21 protein-coding genes are annotated in these 24955 nt (G+C 60.8%); 14 read left to right on the top strand and 7 right to left on the bottom strand.

Features of this window, described 5'->3' with window-relative positions:
* The first annotated feature begins 47 nt into the window (after nucleotides 1-47).
* Both AXG89_RS18420 and katE read left to right on the top strand, forming a co-directional pair.
* A complete protein-coding gene (locus tag AXG89_RS18420) occupies nucleotides 48-1664 on the top strand; it encodes a S10 family peptidase (protein WP_062171480.1) in 1617 nt (538 codons plus the stop codon).
* Between the two features lie 100 nt (nucleotides 1665-1764).
* Entirely contained in the window at nucleotides 1765-3915 is a 2151-nt protein-coding gene (gene katE, locus AXG89_RS18415) for a catalase HPII (protein ID WP_062171478.1), read from the top strand.
* A 68-nt stretch (nucleotides 3916-3983) separates the two neighbouring features.
* Here katE and AXG89_RS18410 read toward each other — a convergent pair whose 3' ends face one another.
* The gene (locus AXG89_RS18410; protein WP_062171476.1) at nucleotides 3984-4307 is read right to left on the bottom strand and encodes a DUF4148 domain-containing protein; all 324 of its coding nucleotides are present in this window, start codon (nucleotides 4305-4307) and stop codon (nucleotides 3984-3986) included.
* A gap of 315 nt (nucleotides 4308-4622) precedes the next feature.
* On the opposite strand from AXG89_RS18410, the gene AXG89_RS18405 reads away from it, so the two are divergent.
* Nucleotides 4623-8054 (top strand): ATP-binding protein, encoded by a 3432-nt coding sequence (locus tag AXG89_RS18405; protein WP_082771541.1) that lies wholly within the window; start codon nucleotides 4623-4625, stop codon nucleotides 8052-8054.
* Between the two features lie 136 nt (nucleotides 8055-8190).
* A complete protein-coding gene (locus tag AXG89_RS18400) occupies nucleotides 8191-8691 on the top strand; it encodes a hypothetical protein (RefSeq protein WP_062171474.1) in 501 nt (166 codons plus the stop codon).
* A gap of 9 nt (nucleotides 8692-8700) precedes the next feature.
* Here the strand turns inward: AXG89_RS18400 and AXG89_RS18395 are convergent, their stop codons facing one another.
* Both AXG89_RS18395 and AXG89_RS18390 read right to left on the bottom strand, forming a co-directional pair.
* Nucleotides 8701-8889: a hypothetical protein gene (locus AXG89_RS18395; protein ID WP_062172582.1), complete on the bottom strand. Its 189-nt coding sequence runs from the start codon at nucleotides 8887-8889 to the stop codon at nucleotides 8701-8703.
* Nucleotides 8890-9017: 128 nt separating this feature from the next.
* Nucleotides 9018-10181, bottom strand: a complete 1164-nt coding sequence (locus AXG89_RS18390) for a TIGR03364 family FAD-dependent oxidoreductase (RefSeq protein ID WP_062171472.1) — start codon at nucleotides 10179-10181, stop codon at nucleotides 9018-9020.
* A gap of 93 nt (nucleotides 10182-10274) precedes the next feature.
* Here AXG89_RS18390 and AXG89_RS18385 point away from each other — a divergent pair, with 93 nt between their 5' ends.
* Nucleotides 10275-11030: a DeoR/GlpR family DNA-binding transcription regulator gene (locus AXG89_RS18385; protein WP_062171470.1), complete on the top strand. Its 756-nt coding sequence runs from the start codon at nucleotides 10275-10277 to the stop codon at nucleotides 11028-11030.
* An 18-nt stretch (nucleotides 11031-11048) separates the two neighbouring features.
* Here AXG89_RS18385 and AXG89_RS18380 read toward each other — a convergent pair whose 3' ends face one another.
* Nucleotides 11049-12164, bottom strand: coding sequence for a 2-aminoethylphosphonate--pyruvate transaminase (locus tag AXG89_RS18380; RefSeq protein WP_062172581.1), 1116 nt, complete (start codon nucleotides 12162-12164; stop codon nucleotides 11049-11051).
* A 252-nt stretch (nucleotides 12165-12416) separates the two neighbouring features.
* On the opposite strand from AXG89_RS18380, the gene phnS reads away from it, so the two are divergent.
* The 8 genes from phnS (at nucleotide 12417) to AXG89_RS18340 (ending at nucleotide 22477) form a co-directional block, all read left to right on the top strand.
* The gene (gene phnS / locus AXG89_RS18375) at nucleotides 12417-13493 is read left to right on the top strand and encodes a 2-aminoethylphosphonate ABC transporter substrate-binding protein (RefSeq protein ID WP_062003296.1); all 1077 of its coding nucleotides are present in this window, start codon (nucleotides 12417-12419) and stop codon (nucleotides 13491-13493) included.
* 39 nt (nucleotides 13494-13532) lie between these two features.
* Nucleotides 13533-14621 (top strand): 2-aminoethylphosphonate ABC transport system ATP-binding subunit PhnT, encoded by a 1089-nt coding sequence (phnT, locus tag AXG89_RS18370; protein WP_062172580.1) that lies wholly within the window; start codon nucleotides 13533-13535, stop codon nucleotides 14619-14621.
* Nucleotides 14599-15498 (top strand): 2-aminoethylphosphonate ABC transporter permease subunit, encoded by a 900-nt coding sequence (locus tag AXG89_RS18365; RefSeq protein ID WP_062003295.1) that lies wholly within the window; start codon nucleotides 14599-14601, stop codon nucleotides 15496-15498. The genes phnT and AXG89_RS18365 overlap by 23 nt, the downstream gene beginning before the upstream one ends.
* The gene (gene phnV / locus AXG89_RS18360; protein ID WP_062171468.1) at nucleotides 15488-16327 is read left to right on the top strand and encodes a 2-aminoethylphosphonate ABC transport system, membrane component PhnV; all 840 of its coding nucleotides are present in this window, start codon (nucleotides 15488-15490) and stop codon (nucleotides 16325-16327) included. Before AXG89_RS18365 ends, phnV begins: the two co-directional genes overlap by 11 nt.
* 141 nt (nucleotides 16328-16468) lie before the next feature.
* Nucleotides 16469-17737 (top strand): phosphonoacetate hydrolase, encoded by a 1269-nt coding sequence (phnA, locus tag AXG89_RS18355; protein ID WP_062171466.1) that lies wholly within the window; start codon nucleotides 16469-16471, stop codon nucleotides 17735-17737.
* Nucleotides 17734-19188 (top strand): phosphonoacetaldehyde dehydrogenase, encoded by a 1455-nt coding sequence (gene phnY, locus AXG89_RS18350; protein ID WP_062171464.1) that lies wholly within the window; start codon nucleotides 17734-17736, stop codon nucleotides 19186-19188. Before phnA ends, phnY begins: the two co-directional genes overlap by 4 nt.
* A 1-nt stretch (nucleotide 19189) precedes the next feature.
* Entirely contained in the window at nucleotides 19190-19765 is a 576-nt protein-coding gene (locus AXG89_RS18345) for a phosphonate degradation HD-domain oxygenase (RefSeq protein WP_062171461.1), read from the top strand.
* A gap of 255 nt (nucleotides 19766-20020) precedes the next feature.
* Nucleotides 20021-22477, top strand: a complete 2457-nt coding sequence (locus AXG89_RS18340) for a glycogen/starch/alpha-glucan phosphorylase (protein WP_062171460.1) — start codon at nucleotides 20021-20023, stop codon at nucleotides 22475-22477.
* A gap of 5 nt (nucleotides 22478-22482) precedes the next feature.
* On the opposite strand, the gene AXG89_RS18335 is transcribed toward AXG89_RS18340, so the two are convergent.
* Together AXG89_RS18335 and AXG89_RS18330 are read right to left on the bottom strand one after the other, a co-directional pair.
* Nucleotides 22483-22839 carry a hypothetical protein gene (locus AXG89_RS18335; RefSeq protein WP_062171457.1) on the bottom strand — a complete coding sequence of 119 codons (357 nt, stop codon included), beginning with the start codon at nucleotides 22837-22839 and terminating at the stop codon, nucleotides 22483-22485.
* 106 nt (nucleotides 22840-22945) lie between these two features.
* The gene (locus AXG89_RS18330) at nucleotides 22946-23386 is read right to left on the bottom strand and encodes a DUF6232 family protein (RefSeq protein ID WP_062171455.1); all 441 of its coding nucleotides are present in this window, start codon (nucleotides 23384-23386) and stop codon (nucleotides 22946-22948) included.
* Between the two features lie 192 nt (nucleotides 23387-23578).
* On the opposite strand from AXG89_RS18330, the gene AXG89_RS18325 reads away from it, so the two are divergent.
* On the top strand, nucleotides 23579-23974 hold the full coding sequence (locus AXG89_RS18325; RefSeq protein ID WP_062171453.1) for a VOC family protein: 396 nt from the start codon (nucleotides 23579-23581) through the stop codon (nucleotides 23972-23974).
* 17 nt (nucleotides 23975-23991) lie between these two features.
* Here the strand turns inward: AXG89_RS18325 and AXG89_RS18320 are convergent, their stop codons facing one another.
* Nucleotides 23992-24906 (bottom strand): LysR family transcriptional regulator, encoded by a 915-nt coding sequence (locus AXG89_RS18320; protein ID WP_062003286.1) that lies wholly within the window; start codon nucleotides 24904-24906, stop codon nucleotides 23992-23994.
* Nucleotides 24907-24955: the final 49 nt, after the last annotated feature.

Genomic DNA, 24955 nt, shown 5'->3' with positions numbered 1-24955 from the left:
CAGGCAGGCAAACGGCAAGAACTCCAACAACAAAGCTAGGAGCAAACATGACGAACTCACCGGCGGCAGCGAAATCATCAAGTGCATCTTCCGGCAAGAAAGACCAGCCGTATTTCGATCCGACGCCGTACGGCAATGGTCCCGATGACGCCATTGACGCCACCCTGACCGACGAAAGTGCCGCGATCACGCATCACTCGGCGGTTATCGGCGGGAAGACGATCAACTATACGGCGACCGCCGGGCACCTCGTGATCGTCGATCCAAGCAGCTCGAAGCCTACCGCCAAACTCTTCTACGTTGCGTTCACGCAGGACAACCAGACCGAAGAAGCGCGTCCGCTGACGTTCTTCTATAACGGCGGGCCGGGGTCGTCGTCGGTGTTCGTGTTGCTGGGTTCGTATGCGCCAATGCGCATCAAGACTTCGACACCCGACTTCACGCCGCCTGCGCCGTACCAGATGGAAGACAATCCGGACAGCCTGCTCGACAAGAGCGACCTCGTGTTCATCAACCCGGTAGGGACGGGCTACTCGGCGGCGATCGCGCCGAACAAGAACCGCGATTTCTGGGGCGTTGATCAGGATGCCGATTCAATCAAGCAATTCATCAAGCGCTTCCTGACCAAGAACAATCGATGGAATTCGCCCAAGTTTCTGTATGGAGAGTCGTATGGCACGGCGCGTAGTTGCGTGCTTGCGTACCGCCTGCATGAGGACGGCGTGGACCTGAACGGCATCACGTTGCAGTCGTCCATTCTCGATTACACGCAGTCGGGCAACCCGGTCGGCGCACTGCCGACCGCTGCTGCCGATGCGTGGTTCCACAAGAAGCTCGGTGTGCATCCGCGGCCGGCCGATCTGCTGGAATTCTCGGAAGAGGTGGCGCAGTTTGCGCGCACGGATTACATCGCGGCGTTGCGCAAGTTTCCGCAAACCGACGACGATACCGTCGAGAAACTCTCGGAATACACGGGTATCGACAAAGCCACGCTGATTGCGTGGAGTCTCGATGTCGCTTCGTATGACAGCCGCGGCAATTCGCTTTTTCTCACCACGCTGCTGAAATCGAGGGGCGTGGCGCTCGGTTCCTACGATGGCCGCGTGACGGCGATATCAACGGGCATCGCCGGAAAGATCGATCCGAATTCCGGCGGCAACGATCCGACCATGACGGCAGTCACCGGCGTGTACACCGCGATGTGGAACCAGTACCTGAACGAGAAGCTGAAGTTCACATCCACGTCGTCTTTCACCGATCTCAACGATCAGGCCTTTCTCAACTGGGATTTCCATCACAAGGACCCGACCGGCGCGGAAAAAGGCATGGACGCCAAGGGCAATATCATTCTCTACACGGCGGGGGATCTTGCAGCGGTGATGGCGTTGAACATCGACTTGAAGGTGTTGTCGGCGAACGGATTCTATGACTTCGTGACGCCGTTCTACCAGACGGTGCTGGATCTGCAGCAAATGCCGCTCATCGATAAAACCGTGCGCGAGAATCTCTCCGCGAAGTTTTATCCATCGGGTCACATGATTTATCTCGATGGTGGATCGCGCACGCAGCTCAAGGCGGATCTCTCGACCATGTACGAGGCAGCGACGGCGAATCACAACGCGATGAGCCGCATTCGCGCATTGCAGGAGCGCAAGAGAGACTAGGGGTTTGCGCTTCGGCGGCATTGGCGGGAACACGGTTTGCGAACGAAGGGCGAACGCATGTCAGATGCGTCAGTTCAATTGCAAAATGGAGTTCTCCCCAATGCCGACCCCGAAGAAGAATGGAAGCGCTGCTGCGCCCCAGTCAAACGCCAGCGCTGTTGCGCGCACGCCCTCGCAGAACAATACGAATCCCAAGCTGGACAGCCTCGAGCAATTCCGTTCGGACGCGACGAACCAGGCGCTGACGACCAATCAAGGCGTCAAGGTCTCCGATAACCAGAACACACTCAAAGTGGGTCCGCGCGGCCCGTCGCTGCTCGAAGATTTCATCATGCGTGAAAAAATCACGCACTTCGACCATGAGCGCATTCCCGAGCGGATCGTGCATGCACGTGGTTCCGCCGCGCATGGCGTGTTCAAGCCGTACAAGGCCCACACCGATCTGACGAAGGCCGCCTTCTTGTCGGACCCGAACAAGGAAACGCCCGTCTACGTGCGTTTTTCGACGGTTCAGGGTTCGCGCGGCTCAGCAGATACGGTGCGCGATGTACGTGGTTTCGCGGTCAAGTTCTACACGGACGAAGGCAACTTCGATATGGTCGGCAACAACATGCCGGTCTTTTTTATCCAGGACGCCATCAAGTTTCCGGACTTCGTGCATGCCGTGAAGCCCGAACCGCATAACGAAATGCCGCAGGGCGGATCGGCGCATGACACGTTCTGGGACTTCGTCTCACTCGTGCCGGAGTCAGCGCATATGGTCCTGTGGACCATGTCGGATCGCGCAATCCCGCGCAGCCTTCGTACCATGGAAGGATTCGGCATCCATACATTTCGTCTGGTGAATGCCGAGGGCAAGGGACGCTTCGTCAAGTTCCACTGGCGTCCGACCATCGGTTCCGCATCACTTTTGTGGGACGAAGCGCAAAAACTCGCGGGCAAGGACTCGGACTTTCACCGGCGCGACCTGTGGGAAGCGATCGACATGGGCGATTACCCGGAATGGGAATTGGGCGTTCAGATCGTGGAAGAGGATCAGGAGCACTCGTTCGACTTCGACATTCTCGATCCGACCAAGATCATCCCGGAAGAAATCGTGCCGATCACCATGCTCGGCAAGCTCACGCTGAACCGCAACCCGGACAACTTCTTCGCCGAGACCGAGCAGGTTGCGTTCTGTCCGGGACACATTGTTCCGGGTATCGATTTCTCGAACGATCCGCTGCTGCAAGGCCGTTTGTTCTCCTACACCGACACCCAGATCAGCCGCCTTGGCGGTCCGAACTTTCACGAAATTCCGATCAACCGCACGATCGCGCCGATGCACAACAATCAGCGCGATGCGAAGCACCGGATGACGGTGAACCGCGGGCAGGCATCGTACGAACCGAATTCAATCGACAGCGGCTGGCCGAAGGAAACGGCGCCGGCCGCGATGGGCGGCGGTTTCGAAACGTATCCGGAACGCGTGGATGCCGTCAAGATCCGCCAACGCAGTGAATCGTTCGCCGACCACTATTCCCAAGCCACGCTGTTCTGGAAGAGCATGACGCAGCCGGAGAAGGACCATATCGTCGGCGCGTATTCGTTTGAACTGAGCAAGGTCGAGCGCAAGTTCATCCGCGAACGGCAACTTGGAATCCTGGCGAATATCGATAGCGAGCTGTGTGCGCGTGTTGCCGACAATCTTGGTCTTCCCGCGCCGGCAGCGAGCGCGAGTCCGGAAGAGCTCGGCAAGTCGTCTCTCGAGCAATCGCCGGCACTGAGTTTGATTGCGAAGGCGGTGCCCTCGGTGAAAACGCGCAAGGTCGCCATCCTTGCTGCGAAGGGCGCGGACGTTGCAAGCATCAAGGCGATCAAGGACGCGCTCACGGCTGAGGGTGCGCATGCGAAAGTCGTTGCGCCGCAACTGGGCACGTTGGGTGATGGCGTTGAAGTGGATGCAACCATTCTCGCGCTGCCGTCGATCATGTTCGACGGTGTGGTCATTGCCGGCGGCGCGGCGAGTGCAAAGCTGCTGGCAGAGTCCGGCGACGCCCGCCACTTCGTGCTTGAAGCATTCAAGCATCTGAAGGCGATCGGTGCCGTGGGCGACGGCGAGGATGTGCTCGCAGCCGCACATCTGCCGACAGGCGATGAAGGCGTAAGCGTGGGCAGCGACGTGAAGAAAGTGATGAAGGCCTTCATTACAGCGATGTCGGCGCATCGGGTTTGGGCGCGAGCCGAGAAGGCAGAGAGCGTTCCGGCGTAAGCTCTACGCCTGACGAAGAATGGCCGCCAACGCGAAGTTGGCGGCCATTTTTTTTATGCGGAATCGCTTTATTGCCCGAAGTAAGTGGAGCGCGTTCCGTCCGGCTGGGCAACAAGCGCCCGCGTTCCAGCGGCTGACGATCCATTCATTGTCGGTCCGTACGATGTCGCCATCACGCCCTGATTCGTTTCCACGCGTTGCTCGGCGGCCTGGGTCTGAGCGGGATACGTCGTGTGATCGCCTTCGACGTTATAGCCCGACCGCTCCATCTGAGCCAGATCCGCTTTCACTGCCGCGCGCGTCACCGTGTCGCCGGATTGTTGCGCGCTTGCCAGAGCTGGAGCGCCTAAAGCTGCTGCTACGACGATTGCGGGAATGAGTGCCTTGAGCATGGTGGTGTCTCCTCGAATGTCCTTGTTGCTTTTAGCGTCGTTAACAACCGGATGGTCGAATCGACGACGCGTGACAGATCGAAGTGTAGACACGCAATACTGTTTCCATTAACGCTGAATTAAGCGAAATAGTGTTGTGGGAGTTGCAATAATGCTTGCTTTATCTGAAGCTTGGCACAGCCTTGCGCCAGGACTGTATCGACCCGGGCGGCGTGTTGTTTCACGATTCCTTATTGGCCTTGCGGCCTGAATTTGCGACACTGGCAATCCTCTTAAAAACAGGCGTGTATGCGTCGTTTCTTTAGGGAAATGCTGATGGCTTCACTAAGGACGTTCGCCACGATAAAACCGCCAAGGCTTCTGCGCATTGCGGTGTCGTTTTGTATCGCGCTATTTTTTTGCGTTTCGGTGAGTGCCCGGACGAACGTTTCAAAAAATCCGGTTCAAGCAAAGCCGTTGATAGTGGGCGTCGTGCCGGGCGCGTTGCCGCCCATGGAAATGAGTAATCCGAATGATTCGGAGAATCCTGTGCGCGGTGTATCGGCGGATTTTGTGCAACGAATCGCAGGAGCGTTGCAGAAGCCGGTTCAATGGCAGAGCTTCGCCGATCGCGGCGCAATGATCGACGCGTTGCGGCAGCATCGAATAGATGCCGCGACCAGCGCCACTGGTAACGACGGCGGCGTCGCGTTGCTTTACAGCAAGCCGTATGTTGCGACGAAGCAGGTCTATGTTGAGCGTCGTGTCGCAGGATCACACACAGGACGGATCGCATACGTCGAGTCGCAGACATCGCCACAACGGCTGCAGGATGCGTATCCATCGATGCATCCCGTTGCTTATCGCGATACGTTGAGCGCATTGCTTGCCGTATCGCTGGGCGATGCGGACGCTTTCGTCGGCGATCTGGTCACAGCGGGTTATGCGGTCGATCATTTCGATCTGGTCAACCTCACGCTGTCCGGTTTCGCTCCATTCGATGAAGCCGGCTACAGCTTCGCATTCGCCGCCGATGCAACCGGCGAAGCGCTGCGCCGGCGCGTGGACGCGGCGCTTGCCGCATTGCCGCCGCGTTTCTTGATGGAAGTACGCGCACGCTGGGCCGTCGCCGCGGCCGTGACGTTCACCCAACCGCTCGAATTAAGCGGCCCCGAGCTTGCCTGGGTCGCGGCACATCCCGTGGTCGACTACTCCATGTACGCGGACGCCGCGCCCATGACGTTTCGCGATTCGAGTGGCAAGCCGGCGGGACTCGCAATCGATATGTTGTCGGCTATCGGCGCGGCGACGGGTCTGACATTTGAAGGCCATTTGCGCGATTCGGTCGAAGCCGTCACGCAGGATATCTTCGACGGCAATTCGGCCTTGATCCCATATGGATTCAGCGCCGGGCAGATTCCGCCGCAGTTCGTGCCAAGCAAACCCTACGGCGAAGGCGTGCTCGCGATCGTGACCCGCGCGGGCGCCGAGCCGCTTCACGACGCCCGCGCGCTTGCCGAAAAACGCGTCGCGTTGTGGCGCAACCATGCGCTGATGGCCATGCTGCACGAGCGCGTGCCCACGGCGCGAATCGTCGAGACTTTACCGGTCAAGGGCCAGTTCGACGCGGTGCGCGACGGCGACGCGGACGCGACCGTCATCGACATGACGTTCGCGAATTACGCCGTCGGCAATCCGTATCGCGGCAAGCTCGCGATCACCGGCGCGTTCATCGATCAACCCGTGCAGCACGGCTTTCTCATCGCGCGTGGCGAGCCGATGTTGCTGTCGATCGTGAACAAGGCGATCGCGCACATGCAGCCCGCCGAGCTCGATGCCATCCGCCGCCGGTGGCTGCTGATCGAGCATCCCGAGAGCAAGTGGGAGCAGCGGCGTCCGCAAGTCATCTTCGGCGCGTTACTGGCGGTGGCCCTGCTTGCGTTGCTTGCCGGATGGGGCTGGTCGCTGAAGAAGCAGGTGGATCGGCGGCGCATCGCCGAGGACGCAATGCGGCGCGCCAGGAACGACGCCGAGAGCGCGAACCGTGCAAAGTCGGTCTTCCTCGCGGCGATGAGCCACGAGATCCGCACGCCGATGAATGCCGTCCTCGGTCTCCTCGAACTCGAGCTGCGCAGCCCGGGAGACAGGGCATCGACGGTCAGGGCGCTCGGCACGGCGCACAATGCGGCGCGCGATCTGCTTGGCATGATCGACGATATCCTCGACATGGCGAAGATCGAAGCGGGACGGCTTACATTGATGCCCGCGCCCGTGGAACTCGGGGCGTGGGTGCAGAGCGTTGCAGCGATCTACGAGCCGGCGGCGCGCGTGAAGGGCCTGGCGCTGAGGGTCCGCGCGAACGGCGAAAGCGAACACGCATGGGTGCTGGCCGATGCATTGCGACTGCGGCAGGTGCTAGGCAATTTGTTATCGAACGCGATCAAGTTCACCGATGCCGGCGAGATCGTGATCGACTATTCGATCGCGCAGACGAACACGCGCTGCGCGTTCGTGTTCACGGTGTCCGATACTGGTCTCGGGATCGCGGGCGATCAGCAGGCCTTGCTCTTCACGCCCTTCACGCAAGCGCGTCAGGAACAGCCGGGAAGGTTCGGCGGAACGGGTCTTGGCCTGACGATCTGCAGGCGGCTGATGACGTTGATGAACGGCACCATCGAGTTATCGAGCACGCCGGGGCAGGGGAGCCGGTTCACCGTAAAAATGAGCTTGCCGCTGAGCGAACCGCCCTTGCAAATGCCTGTCCCGGAAGACCCCGAAACGCGGGTGCGCGAAGGCTTGCGCATACTTGTAGTCGATGATCATCCCGCCAATCTCATCCTGCTCACAAGCCAGTTGAAGAACCTTGGCTGCGAGATCGAAACGGCCAGCGAAGGCGCAGCCGCATTCTCGCGATGGGATCAGCAAAGACTCGAAGGTTCGCCATTCGACCTGATCCTGACCGACTGTTCGATGCCCGTCATGAGCGGCGAGGATTTCGCCCGCGCAATCCGCAAGCGCGAGGCCGAGGGGCAGGGAACGCGGGTACCTATCGTGGGCGTGACGGCGAACGCGCAGCGCGAGGCCGTGGATCACGCGCTCGCGTCAGGCATGACGCAGTGCCTGGTCAAGCCGCTGGGACTGGACGCGCTGCGACATGCGCTCGTGCTTGCATCGCAAAGGACGGAGGAGGTGCATGAGGCCGCAACACCGGTAATCGCCGATCACACGTCACCGGACGCCTATGCGAGGTTTTTCCCGGTATCCGACGCCCCGATCCGTCTTTCCAGGCGCACTACAGGAAAACGGGCCTATGGCCCGACACACGCTTTTCCGTCCAATACGCCTCGCCAGCAGTCGGTGATTACAGCGCACACGGCGGACGCAAATCATCAGACGAAGCGCTTGGCGATTGCCGCACCGCGCTTTGATGCCGACCTTCTGAACAGTCACGGAGATCAGGCGGCGCTCCTCGTCGATGTGCTGAAGTGGTCGAACCAGGTCGATCTCGAAGCCAGTCGCGCGGCACTCGACACGGGCGACTTCCAGCGCCTTCATGAACTCGTGCATCGCATGAAAGGAGCATCCCTGGTGATCGGGGCCACGCCGTTTGCCGATGCCTGCGTCGCGCTGCAAAGCCTGATCGAGCACGACGAGCATCCGTCCGACATGGCGAAACTCTGCGATGCCTACGCGCGTTTCAACGACGAAGCCATAGCACTGGATGCGGCGTTGACACAGCACGCTGCATTAACACAAAACGTCGCCTGAAGCGAATGCCTGAGCCCGGCTTCGGGTTCACCATTAATGTCCATTGTGATTATCGAGTCGCGCATGTGTTTTAATTAGGCCCTCCTCTCGATCCGACATTTTGCTCTCGCTGATTCTGGCGTGGCACGCTCGCCGAATGAATAGAAGGCCTCTTTCGTATCACCGGCATGGTTCTCGTCTGGCGGTCGCCGCCGCGTGGCTCCTGCTCGCCGCCGGCAGCGCGGCGCATGCTCAGAGACCTGAGTTGCTGGATCCGCGCGTGAAGCAAACCACCATCGTGGACACGATTTGCCGTCCGGGTTACGCCGACGACGTGCTGCCTCCGTTCGATACCCTGCAGCGTCAGAAAGACCAGTTGCTCAAGCAGCGCAAGGTCGACCCGGCGACCGCGTCGCAATATGCGCTCGATCACCGCATGCCTGTATTGCTCGGCGGTTCGCCGACGTCTGCAGCCAATCTCGACATTCGCCGCTGGGATGGCCGCGCGGGACAGCGCCGCAAGGAACGGCTGGCGGTGTTCCTGAAGCGCTGTGTGTGTACGGGGGATTTGTCGTTGGCGGCGGCCCAGACCGCCATGAGCGGTGACTGGTCGAACCAGTTCCGGAATTTGTCCAGTTCGAGTTGCACCGGAGACTGAGCGTCGAAGTCATTCAATGGTGAACGTGTCGAGCGGCTGGTTTGCCTGCGTTTCCCCTGCGAAACGGCGCGCCAGCTGATCATAAAGCCTACGGGCTTCGTCCAGTGTCAGGTCGATCCAGTACGGGTCACCGGCGCCATCGTTCAGACGTTCGGGCGGAAACTGGATCTCCAGCACAATGCCTTTCTTGTAGCTCATCGCTTGAAACTCCGCGTCGTGGCAAAGAAAGGCATCAAGTCTACCGGCGCGCAAAGGCAGCATTGGCGCTCGACCGGGAAACATATTCTTGCCGGTCGCTCAATAAACAAAGCCTCTTCGACACCGCGTCACAGTTTGGGCAGCGCGGCGCCATCGAGCAAATGGCTCACCACCCGCTCGCCCAGCGCAGGCCCGACGCTCATTCCCACGCCGCTATGCATGAACACGCCGGTGACGGTGGGCGATGCCCGCAGCACGGAAAACGGCGCGTCCGATGTGCCGGTTCGCGCGCCATACACGCCTTGCCAACGTTCGATCACGTCGAGTTTGCCGCCGAGCGTGCTTTCGGCGAGCGTGAGCAGCATGTCATCGACAGATGCCGCGTTGAACGGTGACGGATCGTCACCGTAATCATGCGAATCGCCGATGATCAAGTCGCCCGCTGGCGTCGGGCTCGCCAGCAAATGAATGCCGTGCTCGAGCAACGCGGGTTCTTGCGCGGCCACTTCTTCGTGCAGCGCGGCGGCTTCGGGCAGGTCCGAAAACGCGCCGTAATGCAGGCAGCTTAAACCAGTCAGCACCGCATGATCGAGGGCGAATGGTTGGGCGGGCCTCACACGCAGCATCTGCAAACGGCACACGCGCGGCTCGATTGCGGCAAGCTCGGGTGCAAGCAGCGACAAATAATCGTGCCCCGCACAAATCACCACCTGTTCGGCGCGCGACTCGCCGGCCGTCGTGTCGAGAACGCCGTTGTCGATACCGCGCACCATCGTTCCAAAGCGGAAATCCACGCCATACGCGCGCCGCAAATAGTCGATCAACCCTGGCACCGCCTCGCGCGAGAAGACCTGCAAGTCGGCGCGTCCATGCAACGCGGCGTGATGTTTGCTGAAGCGGCCGCCGTAGAGATCGTTGAGCGCGGCGCGTGACACCATGGCGGCGTCGTAGCCCGCCTCGCGGGCGCGCGTCTCGGCGAACGCCTCCATGACGTGCGCTTGCGCTGAGCTTCGGGCGAACATCAGCGAGCCCGAGCGGCGCATATGGAGGCCGGCATCGCGTGCCCAGCCAAGCCATATTTCCCTCGATGCCTGTGCGAGCGCATGCATGGCACCTGGCGGCTGGCCGGTCACGAGCACCATGCCGAAGTTGCGGATGGACGCGCCAACCGGCGTGCCGCTGCGCTCGAAAACGGTGACGCGCAAGCCACGCCGGGCGAACGCATGAGCATGCGCCAGTCCGAGAATGCCGGCGCCAATAATGGCTACATCTGTGTGGGGGGTCGTCGTCATTGGGTTTGTCAAAGCGTTGTGCGTACTACAATACGCGCGGTTTCACGTCTTTTAACCGATATCCATTCATTGCCGGCATGTCCGGTCGCCCCGATGCTCGCCGAACAACGTCATCAATACATCCTGTCCGAGTTGTCGAAGAACGGCGCGTTGTCGGTCGCCGAACTCGTGCGCGCGCTCGACGTCTCGCGTGAAACCGTCCGCCGCGATCTCAACGCACTCGCCGAACGCGGCCTGATCGCGACTACGCATGGCGGCGCGCTGTCGAATGACCGGCGCGAGCCCGACCTCGATACCCGCGAAGCGGCGAACGCATCCGCCAAGCGCGCAATAGGCGAGCGCGCCGCGCAATTCGTGCCGGACGGCGCGTCCGTGATCATCGATTCGGGCAGCACCACGCAAGCCGTGGCGCGCGCGCTTGGCGACCGGCATCGCCTGACGGTCTACACCAACGACTGGCGCATCGCGTTGCTGCTCGGCCGGCGCAATGACAACAAGGTCACGCTGCTCGGCGGCGAACTTTCGGACAACGAGGACGCCACGTTCGGCCTCGATACCGTGCAGCAGCTTTCGCAGTATCACGTGGACTTCGCGTTTGTGGGCGCGGGCGCGATCACGTCCGATGGTTACCTGACCGACTATTCGCGGCTCGCCGCGGAAGTGCGCAGCCGGATGATCGTGGCTGCGAGCGCCGCGGTGATCGTCGCGGATCATTCGAAGTTCGGTCACGTCACGCCGGTGCGCATCCGCGACTTCGAGAAGGCGCGATACCTGGTCACCGAACTCACGCCCGACAAGGCTTTGCGCAAGGCGATCGCCTCGCGCGGGCCGGAGCTGGTGATTGCCTGACCGCTTGCCGGGCATGGATCAGGCCGCGAGCCGCACGTGCAACATGCCCAACGCGCGGCTGATTGCAGCCACTGCGTTCAGCATCTCGTTGGCATCGATAGCGCCAATGCATCCCACGCGAAACGTCTCCACTTCCGTCAGCTTGCCCGGGTACAGCACGTATCCTGCATCGCGCACGGCTTCGTAAAAGCGCTTGAAATCGTAGGCCGGATCGCGCGGCGCATGGAACGTGACGATCACCGGCGCCTGCACCGAAGCGTCCAGGAAAGGCCTGAATCCAAGCGCCGCCATGCCCTCGATCAACGCCGCGCAATTGCGCTGGTATCGAGCGCCGCGCGCAGCCTGGCCGCCTTCCGCCTTGTATTGATCGAGCGCCGCGCGCAACGCGGCGACCACATGCGTGGGCGGCGTGAAGCGCCATTGCGTGGTCTTCTGCATGTACGCATATTGATCGTAAAGGTCGAGCGCGAGCGAACGGGAAACGCCTTCCGATGCTTCCAGCACACTTCGCCGCACGATCACGAAGCCCATCCCCGGCACGCCTTCAAGGCACTTGCCGCTCGCCGATACGACCGCATCGATGCCGCCCTTCGATACATCGATAGGCAACGCGCCGAACGAACTCATTGCATCGACAATAAGACGCTTGTCGAAACGCGCGCACGACGCGGCGATCTCATCGAGCGGATTGAGCAAACCTGCGCTCGTCTCCAGATGCACCTGCGCCACGTGCGTGATGCGCGGCTCGCGCAAGAACATCTCCTCGATACGCGCGACGCCGGCCGGTTCGTCATCGCGCAACTTCAATTCGATCGCCGCTATTCCGAGCCGCTCGAGGATCTTCAGCAAACGCGTGCAATACGCGCCGTTGTTCGGTACGAGCACGACCGCATCGCGCGGCACGAGCGACCCGAGCGCGGCTTCGACCGAAAACGTGCCGCTTCCCTGCATGGGCACGCATACAAAATCTTTTTGACCGGACACGATAGAGAGCAGGTCGCGGCAGATCGAGTCTGTCATCTGGTTGAAAGCCGCATCCCACGATCCCCAGTCGCGCAACATCGCCTGACGCGTGGCCGGCGTTGTGGTGAGCGGGCCGGGCGTCAGCAAAATCGGGTCACTTCCGTTGATCACAATCTTCTCCGTTCGTATTTTCAGGCAGGCATGAAATAGTCTACGTCGGAATTTTGGCGAAATGTGTTCTTTGTTGTAGAAATGTGGCATCGTCATGGCGTTGTCATAGAGTTCTGTGATGCTTCGATCCGGCTGCGGGTGATACCAGATCAACCTCCGCGCCAAAGAATCATCGGACGCAAGCGGCCTTTCGAAAACCGCGCGTCATCCTCACGCCACCTGGTAGTTTCCGTCTTCCGGAGAACTTGCAACATGACAAAAAATCGCTTCCCCAAAGCTCGTCTGGCTTCGTGTCTTGCCGTGGCCGTGTTCGCAAGCGTCGCGGCCATGCAGGCGCATGCCGCCGATGCAGTCGTGCTGTACACCGCCGACGGCCTTGAAAACCTGTACAAGGATGTGCTGCCGGCCTTCGAAAAGAAGGAAGGTGTGAAGGTGAATATCGTGACGGCGGGTAGCGGGGAAGTGGTGAACCGGGCGCAGGTGGAGAAGGATTCGCCGAAGGCCGACGTGCTCGTGACGCTGCCGCCGTTCATCCAGCAAGCATCGCAAGGCGGCTTGCTGCAGCCGTACCAGAGCGTGAACTACGCGAATGTGCCGGCGATTGCGAAGGCATCCGATGGTGCGTGGGCGACCTTCGTGAACAACTACTTCTCGTTCGCGATCAACCCCGAAGTCACGAAGACCGCGCCGAAGACGTTTGCCGACTTGTTGCATCCGGACTTCAGCGGCAAGGTGGCTTACTCGAATCCCGCGACCGCCGGCGACGGCATGGCCGTGATCATCCTGACGAGCGCGCTGATGGGCGAAGACAAGGCGTTCGACTACCTGAAGGATCTGGAGAAGAGCGCAAAATTCCACACGAAGGGCACGGGTTATCTCGACGTGCTGCTTTCGCGCAACGAAATCTCATTCGCGAACGGCGACCTGCAGATGGATCTGGACGATGCCACCAACGGCGGCCTTTCGCTCAAGCCGATCTTCCTCTCGGCCAAGGCCGGCGAAGCGCCGACCACGTTCCAGTTGCCCTACGCGATCGGCCTGATCAAAGGCGGCCCGAATCAGGCTGAAGGCAAAAAGCTGGTCGACTACCTGATGTCGAAGGAAGTGCAGGCGAAGGTGCCGGACATCTACGGCATTCCGGGCCGCACCGACGTTCCGCTTGCCGGCAAGAATGGCGAGGCGGTCAAGCAGGCCATCGCGGGCGTGAAGCTGATTCCGGTGGACTGGAACCAGGTCATGGACAAGAAAGCCGCGTGGACCACGCGCTGGAAAAACGACGTGATCGGCAACTCCGGCAAGCAACTCGACGTGGTCAAGCCGAAGTCGTAAGCGCTTGCGTTCTTATCGAAGCTCTCAGGGATGCGAACCGTGAACACTTTGACGCTGGCTCCGGCCACTCGCGAAGCTGCTGCCGCCGATTCTTTCAAGCCGGCGCATGGCGGCGTGCATATCGAAGGCCTGAGCGTGCGCTTTGGCGCGCGTACGGTGCTGGATGACCTCTCGCTGACTATCGAGCGCGGCGAACTGCTTACCGTGCTCGGCCGCAGCGGTTGCGGCAAGACTACGTTGCTGCGGTTCATCGCGGGATTCGTGGAGGCGGACGGGCTCGCGGGCCGGCTGACGGTGGCCGGGCGTGATCTTACGCACGTGCCGCCGTTCAAGCGCAACCTCGGGCTTCTGTTTCAAAGCTATGCGCTGTTCCCGCATCTTTCCGTGTTCGATAACGTCGCGTTCGGCCTGCGGGCGCGGCGTCTGAAAGCCGGAGAGATAGCGCGGCGCGTGGCGGATGCACTCAAGCTCGTGCAACTCGGCGACGCGGGGCACGTGATGCCCGGGCAGTTGTCGGGCGGCATGCAGCAACGCGTGGCGTTGGCGCGAGCGCTGGTAATCGAGCCGGATGTGCTGCTGCTCGACGAACCGCTCTCGGCACTCGATGCCAACCTGCGTGCATCGGTCCGTACCGAACTGAAGTCGTTGCATGAGCGCCTGCCGAACCTGACCATTGTCTGTGTGACGCATGATCAGGACGATGCCCTAGTGCTCTCCGATCGCACGTTGCTGATGCGCGACGGCCGTATTGCGCAATTGGGCACGCCGCGCGAACTCTACGATAACCCCAAGGACGCGTTCGTCGCGCGCTACCTTGGCGCGGCGAACTTGTTGCCGCCATCGATCATGTTTCCTGTTGGCGATGCACGGCACGACGAACGCGGCAGGCTTGCGTGCATCCGTCCCGAGTGCCTGTCGATCGTGCCGTTGGGCAGTGCGCAATTGCACGGCACGATCTCCTCGGTTGAATGGTACGGCGCAGCGCTCTCGGTCTCGGTGATGCTCGATGCATTGCCCGACCAGCCCGTGCTCGTCACCATGCAACGATCGCATGGTCCGATGCCCGAGAAGGGCGCGCGTGTTTCCCTACGCCACGAGGTTGACGATGTCGTCCTTGTCAGCGAGTGAACACCTGGTCGACGACCCCGCGCACACGCTTGCCAAGCGTCGGCGCGAACGGCGTGCGCAGTGGCAGCTCTGGTTCATTCTGGTGGTCGTGCTCGGACCATTGGTGCTGTATCCGCTCGTGCAATTGTTGTGGCTGAGCGTGACGGGCAAGCATGGCTTGAGCCTGCAGGCGTACACCGCGTTCTTCACCAATCCCGAAACCAGCGGTGTGATTGGCACGACGCTCGGCATCCTCTTCGCGAGTGCAACGCTTGCGTCATTGCTCGGTGTCCTGCTTGCATCCATATTGTTTTTCAAGCCATTTCCCGGCGCGAAACTCGTGACGCGTTTCCTCGAATTGTTTGTCGCGTTCCCTTCGTTCCTGGTCGCGTTCACGCTGATCTTTCTGTATGGATCGCAGGGATCGGTGAGCATCGGCTTGCAGCGTTTGTTCAACTTGCAGAATCCGCCGCTCGACTTCTTGTTTGGCATTGGCGGCGTGATTCTCGCGGAGGTCGTGTTCTACGCACCGTTCGTGGTGCGGCCGACGCTTGCGTCGTTTGCAACGCTCGACATGCGTCTGATCGAAGCCGCGAAGAGTCTGGGTGCGAGTGGCTGGATGGTCGCGTTCAAGGTCATCCTGCCGCTCGCATGGCCGGGTATCGCGGCGGGAACGATCCTGTGTTTCCTGCTGACGCTCAATGAATTCGGCATCTTGCTCGTATTGGGAAGCGCACATCTGATTACCTTGCCGATGGCAATCTACAGCTCGGCAACGGTCGATCTGGACTTGCCGACAGCCGCGGCCGGCGCGGTTGTCATGCTTGCAATGTCGCTCTCGTTGTACGCGCTCTACAGGCGCGTCAACCGGCGCACAGGAGGCCGCAATGGCAACTGAATTTTCGCTGCCGGTTGCAGCATCGAAGCCGCATTCGCTCAAGCGCGTCGGCGCGTGGATCTTCACCTGTTTCGCCGCGCTTCTGTGCTTCTGGCTGTTTGTATTGCCGGTGATCGTGGTTGCGCTTTCCAGCGTGGCGTCGCACTGGTCGGGAACGATCTTCCCCGATGGCTTCAGCATGCGCTGGTTCGAACGCCTCGGTTCAAGCGACTTCGATGCGCTGACAACGAGCCTTGAAGTCGGCTTCGGCGTGGCCGTCCTCGGGACCGTCCTCGGTCTTTGGCTGGCGCTCGCGCTCGAAGGCCGCGACCGGCGCGGTGTGGGCGCATGGGTCGATACCATCGCGATGATGCCCAACGGCGTGCCGAGTGTCGTGCTCGGACTGGCCGTGCTGATTGCGTATCACAAGAAGCCGCTGGATATTTCAGGGTCCGCGGCAATCGTCGTGCTGGTGCAGTTGGCGCTGGTGCTGCCGTTTTGTTATCGATGTGCGGCCGCTGCGCTGCGGCCTGAGCTTACGATCCTGCGCGAAGCGGCTGCGAGCCTTGGCGCATCGCCATCGATGGTCCTTTCGCGTGTCGTCCTGCCGCAACTCGTTCCCGCAATCCGCGCGAGTCTTGCGCTTGGTTTCGCGTTGTCGCTGGGCGAACTCGGCGCGACGCTGACCGTTTATCCGCCGGGATTCGCTACGGTTCCGATCGTCGTGGTGGGACAGGTGAATCGCGGTTATTACCTGCCGGCATCGGCGCTTTCGCTGATCCTGCTGGCGGTGTCTCTCGCTGCGCTGTTGCTGATCGCGGCGAAGGTTCCCCGGCGGCGCATGGCCTGAATCGAAGCTATCGCAAGGTGTATCCCGCTTGCGCGGGACAATTTCTCACGCCGAAAAATGTGGCAAATATTGGCGTTGTAAGTCAAAATATGTAAATCGCGCCGAATTAAAAGTGCCGGTTCACGCTCGAAAAGGAACGTCATGTCCATCTCTACTGAAACGTCTATCGAAGTCAACGGCCGCGCTTATGGCCCGGCACGCGCGTTGACGGTCGTCGTGTGCGTCGATGGTTGCGAATACGACTATCTCGAAGCAGCGGTTGCCGCGGGCGTGGCGCCGTTTATCGGCACGATGCTCGAAGGTGGTTCCGCCTTTCGTGCCGACTGTGTGATCCCGTCGTTCACGAACCCGAACAACTTGTCCATCGTGACGGGTGTGCCGCCTTCCGTGCACGGCATCTGCGGCAACTATTTCTTCGATCCGGACGCGAACGGCGGCAAGGGCGCCGAGGTCATGATGAACGACCCGGCCTACCTTCGCGCCGGGACGATTCTCGCGGCCGCGGCGCAGCGCGGCGACAAGGTCGCGGTGGTCACGGCGAAGGACAAGCTGAGGCGTTTGCTTGGCTGGCAGCTCGACGGCATTTGTTTCTCGGCTGAAAAAGCCGATGCCGCCACGCTCGCGGAAAATGGCATCGACAACGTGCTGGAACTCGTTGGCAAACCTGTGCCCGATGTCTACAGCGCGGGGCTTTCCGAGTTCGTGTTCGCAGCGGGCGTGCGGCTGGCAGAGACGCGCGACATCGACCTGATGTATCTCTCGACAACCGATTACGTACAGCACAAGTTCGCACCCGGCACGGACGGCGCGAACGCGTTCTACGCCATGATGGACGGCTACCTTGCGCAGTTGAATGCGCTCGGCGCGGTGATCGGGCTCACCGCCGACCACGGAATGAACGCGAAGCACGATCCATCGACGGGCGAGCCTAATGTCGTGTATCTGCAGGACTGGCTCGACGGAACACTGGACATTCCCAACGCACGGGTCATCCTGCCCATCACCGATCCTTACGTCGTTCATCACGGCGCGCTTGGGTCGTTCGCGACGATCTACCTGCCGCGTTCCGTCGATGCAAAAGCACTGGCGAAGCGCATCGCCGAGTTGCCGGGCGTCGATATCGTGCTGGACAACGCAACGGCGTGCGAACGCTTCGAACTGCCGAACGATCGTGTGGGCGACCTCGTCGTGGTGAGCGGGCGCAACACGGCGCTTGGCACGCGTCGGGCGGAACACGATCTTTCGGGCCTCACGGTGCCACTGCGCTCGCATGGTGGTGTGTCGGAGCAGGAAGTGCCGTTGCTCTTCAATCGGAAAACCGACGGCTTCGAGTCGAAGCTCAACGGCAAACGTCTGCGTAATTTCGATGTATTGAGCATCGCACTCAACCATCTGGTGCTTGCATCATGAGCGCCGTCCTCGCGGCCGAGCAGCACGCGCTGCGCATGGAGAAACTCCGGCTCAAGGGCGAGCGTGCGGCGCGTACACGCAATCTCGATGTGTTCGATTCGTACACGAATACGCGCGTCGGCACCGTGCCGATGGCCAGTGTCGACGATGTCCGCGACGCCTTCGAGTACGCGGCAAACTACCGCGCAACGCTCACGCGCTACGAGCGTTCGCAGATCCTCGAACGCGCGGCTAGCATCATGCGTGAACGCACGGAAGAAGCGTCCGACCTGATTTCGCTGGAGTCGGGTTTATCGAAGCAGGATTCGCGGTACGAAATCGGCCGCGTCGCCGACGTGCTGAAATTTGCGTCCATGGAGGCCTTGCGCGACGACGGCCAGAGCTTCTCCTGCGATCTCACGCCGCACGGCAAGGCGCGCCGCGTGTTTTCGCAACGCGAACCGCTTGCCGGCGTCATTGTCGCGATCACGCCGTTCAACCATCCGATGAACCAGGTCGCGCACAAGATTGCGCCGGCCATCGCGACGAATAATCGCGTGATCCTGAAGCCCTCGGAGAAGGTGCCGTTATCGGCTTATTACTTCGCGGATGTGCTCTACGAAGCCGGTTTGCCCGCCCCGATGCTGCAGGTCCTGACCGGCGATCCGCGCGAGATCGCCGACGAACTCGTCACGCACCGCCTTGCAGAACTGGTCACTTTTACCGGCGGCGTGGCGATAGGCAAAGCGATCGCCGCGAAGGCGGGGTACCGGCGAGTGGTGCTTGAACTCGGCGGCAACGATCCGCTGATCGTGCTCGATGACGCCGATGTCGAACGCGCCGCCACGCTTGCCGTACAGGGTTCGTACAAGAACTCGGGACAGCGCTGCACGGCGGTGAAACGCATGCTGGTTCAGAAGGGGATCGCCGCGCGCTTCACCGAACTCGTGCTGGAAAAAACGCACGCATGGAGCTACGGCGATCCCTTCGATACCGCCAACCAGATGGGCACGGTAATAGACGCGGCCGCCGCGGAATCGTTCGAGACGCGCGTGAACGAAGCGGTGCGGCAAGGCGCGCGCCTGCTCTGCGGCAATCGCCGCAATGGCGCGCTGTATTCGCCGACCGTACTCGACCGGGTCGATCCTTCCATGACCTTGGTGCGTGACGAAACTTTTGGCCCGGTCTCGCCTATCATTGAATTCGATACCATCGACGACGCCATACGAATCAGCAACGGCACCGCGTTCGGTTTGTCATCCGGCGTGTGCACGGACCGCGCCGACCTCATCACGCGGTTTGTGAACGAACTGCGCGTCGGCACGGTGAACGTGTGGGAAGTGCCCGGCTATCGCATAGAACTGACACCTTTCGGCGGTATAAAGGACTCCGGCCTCGGCTACAAGGAAGGTGTCCAGGAAGCGATGAAAAGCTTCACGAGCCTCAAGACTTTTTCGTTACCGTGGGAATGATATGGCGCTGACACTCCCTGACATCCGTCATCTCTTCGATACTTACGGCGCCATGGCTTACAGCGGCGAGCCGGTGACGCAACTGCAGCACGCATTGCAGAGCGCGGCGCTGGCCGAAGGCGCGGGCGCGGAAGATGCACTCGTCGGCGCGGCGTTCCTGCACGATCTGGGCCACTTGCTGAACCTGCAAGGCGAGACGCCGACCGCGCGGGGTATCGACGACCTGCACCAATATTTCGCACTGCCGTTTCTGCGGCCGCTTTTCAGTGACGCCGTGCTTGAACCCATCCGCCTTCATGTGGATGCCAAACGCTGTTTGTGCGCGATTGATGCGGATTATTTCTCAAAGCTCTCGGCCGACTCGGTACGCAGCCTGAAGCTGCAGGGCGGTGTTTTCAGCGAACCGGAAGCTGAAGAGTTCCTGCGCAAACCCTTCGCACAAGATGCGCTTTCCTTGCGGCGCTGGGATGATCTCGCAAAGCAGCCGGAACGCGATACGCCCCCGCTCGACCACTACATTCAGCTAATCGAAAGGCTTTCCGTACAGCATGGTGCCACGACCCAGGCAGACATCTAATTAAGGAAAACGAACTAAAACCAGGCACGTAAAAGTCGCTACATCTCGTCCGCGAATGACGGAAATACGACAGGAAATTGAACGCCCGGGGGCTGTCGCGCATATTCCACGCCTGCCCCGGAAAGGCGCACAGGCATTACCAAAAAAATAAAAATAGCGTAATCTGCCTGTTCGCCCGGCCCGTCCCGCTTGGGTGTGGCCGGTCCAGGCCATGTGCCCCAGGGCTTTGTGCGTTACTGCTTTCTGGAGAGTTCGATGACATCCGTCGACCTGGAGTTCGAACAACTCAATAGCACCGTCGATGCGCTGCGGCGCTCCATTTCAAACCGTCTCATGTACGGCGTCGGTAAAGATGCCGTTACCGCCCAGCCACGTGACTGGCTGCATGCGGTGGAACTGGCGGTCCGCGACCGGCTGGTCGCCCGCTGGATGAAAACCACGCGCCAGCAATACGAGCAGGACGTGAAGCGGGTTTATTACCTGTCGATGGAATTCCTGATCGGCAGGACCTTTACCAACGCGTTGCTCGCGCTGGGCATTCACGAGGAAGTCCGGGAAGCGCTCAACGGCCTGGGCGTGGATATCAACGCGCTTGAGAACCTCGAGCCTGATGCCGCGCTCGGCAACGGCGGCCTTGGCCGTCTCGCCGCCTGCTTCCTCGATTCCATGGCGACGGTTGGCATTCCCGGCTTTGGCTACGGAATCCGCTACGAATACGGCATGTTCAAGCAGACCATCGTGGACGGCAATCAGGTCGAAACGCCCGATTACTGGCTGCGCGCCGGCAACCCCTGGGAGTTTCCGCGCCCGGAAGTGAACTACGTGATTCACTTCGGCGGTCGCACCGTTCGTCATGAAGACCGCACCGAATGGATCGATACGGAACACGTGAATGCCATGGCGTACGACACCGTGATTCCGGGTTTTGCCACGACCGCGACCAACACGCTGCGCCTGTGGTCGGCGCGCGCCACGGACGAATTCGATCTTTCGGCGTTCAATCAGGGCGATTACCGCCGTTCCGTTGAAGCAAAAAATACCTCTGAACACGTGTCGCGGCTGCTCTACCCCGACGACTCCACGCAGGCCGGCCGAGAACTGCGCCTGCGTCAGGAGTACTTTTTTGTATCGGCGACCATGCAGGATCTGATCCGCCGGTATCAACGCACGCACACGCATTTCGGGCGGCTTGCGGAGAAGGTCGCGGTTCACCTGAACGACACGCATCCGGTGCTCGCCATTCCCGAATTGATGCGGCTGCTGGTGGACACGCATCATGTCCCGTGGGACAAGGCGTGGAAGCTCATCCAGCAGATGTTCTCGTACACGAACCACACGCTGATGCCCGAGGCGCTGGAAACGTGGGACGTGGAAATGTTGTCGCGCCTGCTGCCGCGTCACCTCGAAATCATCTTCGACATCAACGCGGATTTTCTCAAGCAAGTGGGCGAGAAGTTCGGCCGCGACGTGGACCTGATCCGCCGCATTTCGCTTGTGGACGAATACGGCCAGCGCCGCGTGCGCATGGCGCATCTGGCGATCGTCGCAAGTCACACGGTCAACGGCGTGTCGAAGCTGCATTCGCAACTGATGACGCAGAATATCTTTGCGGATTTCGCGCGCATGTATCCTGATCGCTTCACGAATGTGACGAATGGCATCACGCCGCGCCGATGGCTGTCGCAAGCGAGTCCGAAGCTGTCTTCTCTCATCGATGAACGCCTTGGACCGCGCTGGCGTACCGACTTGTTCGAGCTCGCACGTTTGCGCGAATGGCGCGACGACCCCGAATTCAGGTCGGCTTTTCACGAAGCCAAGCTTGCCAACAAGGTGAAGCTCGCCGCGCGTGCGAAGCTGGAAACGGGCGCGATCATCGACCCGAATGCGCTCTTCGATTTGCAGGTCAAACGCATTCACGAATACAAGCGGCAACTGCTGAATATCCTGCATGTGATCGTGCGCTACAACCGGATTCGCGAGGCGCCGGAGAAGGCGTGGACGCCGCGTGTGGTGATGTTTGCTGGCAAGGCGGCATCGGCGTACAAGATGGCGAAAACCATCATCAAGCTGATCAACGACGTAGCCGAGATGGTCAACAACGATCCGCTTGTCGGCGACCGGTTGAAGGTAGGTTTCATTCCGAACTATGGGGTGAGCGTTGCCGAGCTGATCATTCCCGCCGCGGATTTGTCGCAGCAAATTTCAATGGCCGGCACGGAAGCTTCAGGGACCGGCAACATGAAGCTCGCATTGAACGGGGCGCTGACCATCGGCACGCTTGATGGTGCGAACATCGAAATCTGCGATGCCGTTGGCCGCGAAAACATGTTCATCTTCGGGCATTCGACCGAGGAGATCGATGCATTGCGTGCGACCGGGTATCGGCCGCGCCAGATCTACGAAGAGAATCCCGAACTGAAGATGGCGCTCGACCAGATCCGGCTCGGACACTTTTCGCCGGACCAGCCGCACCGGTTCTACGACATCTTCCACACGCTCGTCGACTGGGGCGATCACTACATGGTGCTCGCCGATTTCGACAGCTTCGATCGCACGCAAGCAGAGGTCGATGCCAAGTTCCTCGACAAAGATGCGTGGACGCGAAGCGCGATCGAGAACGTCGCCGGCATGGGCATCTTCTCGTCGGATCGTACGATTGCCGAATATGCGAAGCATATCTGGCACGTGGAGCCGCTGCAGGTGTCGACGTAGGGTCTCTAGCGCCGCAGGCTGTAGGTCGTAGCACGACCCAGTGTCGCCTGTTCAAAGCGCGAAATGACAATGCCGATCACGTCGGCGAGCGAACGTGACGGCACTTCCACATGCAACGTAAGGCAGTCGTGACGACGATCCGTCGCCACGACTTGCATGCGTGCTTCGCCGCCGAGCGCCCTTTGCAATACACGGCGCGGTTCGCTGGAGTCGAGACCCGGCAGGGTTACGTCGAAAGCGACTACCGTATGGAGCTTGCGTGTGGCCCGTGCAATCGACTGGGCTACCGAGAGGGAAGTACGGACCGGCGAAGGAGCGCTTGCCGGAACAACGCTTGCTTTAACAACGCTTGCCTGAAGCATCGGATGTTGCGCCGTCTCGCGACGGGCGGTGGTGGGAACATCACCACTTTAGCGAGCGGCGCATTAACGCGGGGCATCGATCGGCCTTGTCCGCGTAAAGAAAGTATTAAAGCCCTTCCTGAACCGGTGGTGTTGTTGCCGGTACCTGAGTATCCGCCTGAGCCGCCGTCCGAGCGGTGACTGCTTCACGCACGAGCGTTGCAACGCGTTGTGCAAACTCCTCGTCTTTCGTCGTGAACACTTCACGCTCGCCGTCCGGTACCGTCACATACATGCGATAGATCACGTCCTGCGTGATCCACGACAGATAGCCGACCACCGCGATCATGATGCCGAGCACCAGCGCCGGACCCGAACCCAGCACGCCGCCGATCGCTGCAACGATCACGCCGATAACACTCACAGCGATAGGCAACGGTTTTTGCCGCGGAATCATTTTTACGGTCGCGCCGCGCAGATCGCGCAACGGAAAAAGCTGTCCCGCAGCGCTCAAGCCCGCGCGGGCAAACGTGATTCCTCTTTCATTGAAGGGCAGATCGTGTTGCATGTGGCTAAGTCTTCAGCAAAATAAAGGCGCAGATTAACAGACCGGCGGCGCTTTGACGTCTCACCCATCGTCGCACCGTGGGCTTTGGGCGTATGGGCGTGGTTACATGTCGAAACGCTCACATTTGCGTTCGCTGTCGATTCTGACCGTCGGCATTCGTCGTTCAGGTGGGACCCTCATTGGAGACAACCCATGACTACGCTATTGAAAGAAAGCCACGCCTTCAGCGGCTTTGCGGTGCCGGACCTCGATGCTGCAAAGAGGTTCTACGGCGAGACGCTCGGACTCGATGTCACAACCGGCTCCATGGACGTTCTCGAGTTGCATCTGGCGGGCGGCAATCATGTGCTGATTTACCCCAAGCCCGACCACGTAGCCGCGACATATACGATCCTCAACTTCCCAGTCGCGGATGTGGAGCGCACGGTCGATGACCTGACCGCACGCGGCGTGCGCTTCGAACACTACGACACGCCGCGCCTGAAAACCGATGCCAAAGGCATATGCCGGGCGTCGGGCGGTCCGGTCATCGCCTGGTTCAGGGATCCGGCGGGAAACGTACTTTCCGTGCTCGAATCGGATAGGTAGGCCCTGAAGCGGCGGCTTTACGCGTGTATTGCCGATTCACTGGACACGAGCCGCAATTCATCGGCGATGGTCGCGATCAGCGCTTCGGCCGCCGCGCTCAGCGGACGTCGCGGATGGCTGATCCGCACGATGTGCCGCACGATGCGCGGCGCAAGGATCGGATAGGCGCGCAACGTGCCTTGCCGGACCGCGCGCTCGACCACGATGCGCGGCAGGATCGTCGCGAAGCGCGTGCTCTCCACCAGCTTTACGATGGTGCTGAGCACATCGATCTCGAAGCGCGGCGCAAGCAGCACGTCCTCGTGCTGGGCGGCGGTATCGAGCACACCCCGCAGACCGTGGCGCTTCGTTGGCAACACCAGTTCCAGATCGGGCAACTGCGCGAGTTCGATTGCATGCGGCAAGTCGGGCCCGTGCACGGCGCTCGTCACGAGCACCATCTCTTCATCCAGCAGCGGCTGCGAGTCGAGCGAAAGCCGCGCGCGCGGCTTGTTGATGAGCGCGGCATCGAGCTGCCCGCCCGACACCCAGTCGATGAACGTCGCGGTGTAACCGTCGGCCACGGTTACTTCCACATGCGGATAGCGCGCATGAAAACGCGAGAGTGAATCGGCCAGCACGCTCTCCGTCACCGATGCAATCAGCCCGATCGACACATGCCCGGTCACCACTTCGTCGCGCTGCACGAGTTGCTGGCGCGCGTGGGCGAGGTCACGAACGATGGGCAGGAACAGTCGGTACATGAGGCGTCCGGCAGCGGTCGGCGCCATGCCGTGGGCGCCGCGCTCGAAAAGTTGCTGATGCAGTTCGTCTTCGAGCTTCGCGATCTGCATGCTCAGCGCCGGTTGCACGATATTCAACCGCTTGGCCGCACGCGTGACCGAGCCGTCCTCGAACAAAGCGATGAAATATTGAATCTGCTTCAGGTCCATGTCGGCGGCTCGGTGGCATTGGTCCCATGTCTCGGGCCATCAGTAAGTC

Source organism: Burkholderia sp. PAMC 26561 (genome assembly GCF_001557535.2).
Classification (GTDB): Bacteria; Pseudomonadota; Gammaproteobacteria; order Burkholderiales; family Burkholderiaceae; genus Caballeronia.
Note: the sequence above shows the minus strand (reverse complement) of the source record. Positions and strands in the feature narration are given on the sequence as shown.

Excerpts from the sequence above, each read along its gene's own strand:
- AXG89_RS18420 (WP_062171480.1), top strand. The coding sequence starts at position 48 with ATGACGAACTCACCGGCGGCAGCGAAATCATCAAGTGCATCTTCCGGC.
- katE (WP_062171478.1), top strand. The coding sequence starts at position 1,765 with ATGCCGACCCCGAAGAAGAATGGAAGCGCTGCTGCGCCCCAGTCAAAC.
- AXG89_RS18410 (WP_062171476.1), bottom strand. The coding sequence starts at position 4,307 with ATGCTCAAGGCACTCATTCCCGCAATCGTCGTAGCAGCAGCTTTAGGC.
- AXG89_RS18405 (WP_082771541.1), top strand. The coding sequence starts at position 4,623 with ATGGCTTCACTAAGGACGTTCGCCACGATAAAACCGCCAAGGCTTCTG.
- AXG89_RS18400 (WP_062171474.1), top strand. The coding sequence starts at position 8,191 with ATGAATAGAAGGCCTCTTTCGTATCACCGGCATGGTTCTCGTCTGGCG.
- AXG89_RS18395 (WP_062172582.1), bottom strand. The coding sequence starts at position 8,889 with ATGAGCTACAAGAAAGGCATTGTGCTGGAGATCCAGTTTCCGCCCGAA.
- AXG89_RS18390 (WP_062171472.1), bottom strand. The coding sequence starts at position 10,181 with ATGACGACGACCCCCCACACAGATGTAGCCATTATTGGCGCCGGCATT.
- AXG89_RS18385 (WP_062171470.1), top strand. The coding sequence starts at position 10,275 with ATGCTCGCCGAACAACGTCATCAATACATCCTGTCCGAGTTGTCGAAG.
- phnS (WP_062003296.1), top strand. The coding sequence starts at position 12,417 with ATGACAAAAAATCGCTTCCCCAAAGCTCGTCTGGCTTCGTGTCTTGCC.
- AXG89_RS18365 (WP_062003295.1), top strand. The coding sequence starts at position 14,599 with ATGTCGTCCTTGTCAGCGAGTGAACACCTGGTCGACGACCCCGCGCAC.
- phnV (WP_062171468.1), top strand. The coding sequence starts at position 15,488 with ATGGCAACTGAATTTTCGCTGCCGGTTGCAGCATCGAAGCCGCATTCG.
- phnA (WP_062171466.1), top strand. The coding sequence starts at position 16,469 with ATGTCCATCTCTACTGAAACGTCTATCGAAGTCAACGGCCGCGCTTAT.
- phnY (WP_062171464.1), top strand. The coding sequence starts at position 17,734 with ATGAGCGCCGTCCTCGCGGCCGAGCAGCACGCGCTGCGCATGGAGAAA.
- AXG89_RS18345 (WP_062171461.1), top strand. The coding sequence starts at position 19,190 with ATGGCGCTGACACTCCCTGACATCCGTCATCTCTTCGATACTTACGGC.
- AXG89_RS18340 (WP_062171460.1), top strand. The coding sequence starts at position 20,021 with ATGACATCCGTCGACCTGGAGTTCGAACAACTCAATAGCACCGTCGAT.
- AXG89_RS18335 (WP_062171457.1), bottom strand. The coding sequence starts at position 22,839 with ATGCTTCAGGCAAGCGTTGTTAAAGCAAGCGTTGTTCCGGCAAGCGCT.
- AXG89_RS18330 (WP_062171455.1), bottom strand. The coding sequence starts at position 23,386 with ATGCAACACGATCTGCCCTTCAATGAAAGAGGAATCACGTTTGCCCGC.
- AXG89_RS18325 (WP_062171453.1), top strand. The coding sequence starts at position 23,579 with ATGACTACGCTATTGAAAGAAAGCCACGCCTTCAGCGGCTTTGCGGTG.
- AXG89_RS18320 (WP_062003286.1), bottom strand. The coding sequence starts at position 24,906 with ATGGACCTGAAGCAGATTCAATATTTCATCGCTTTGTTCGAGGACGGC.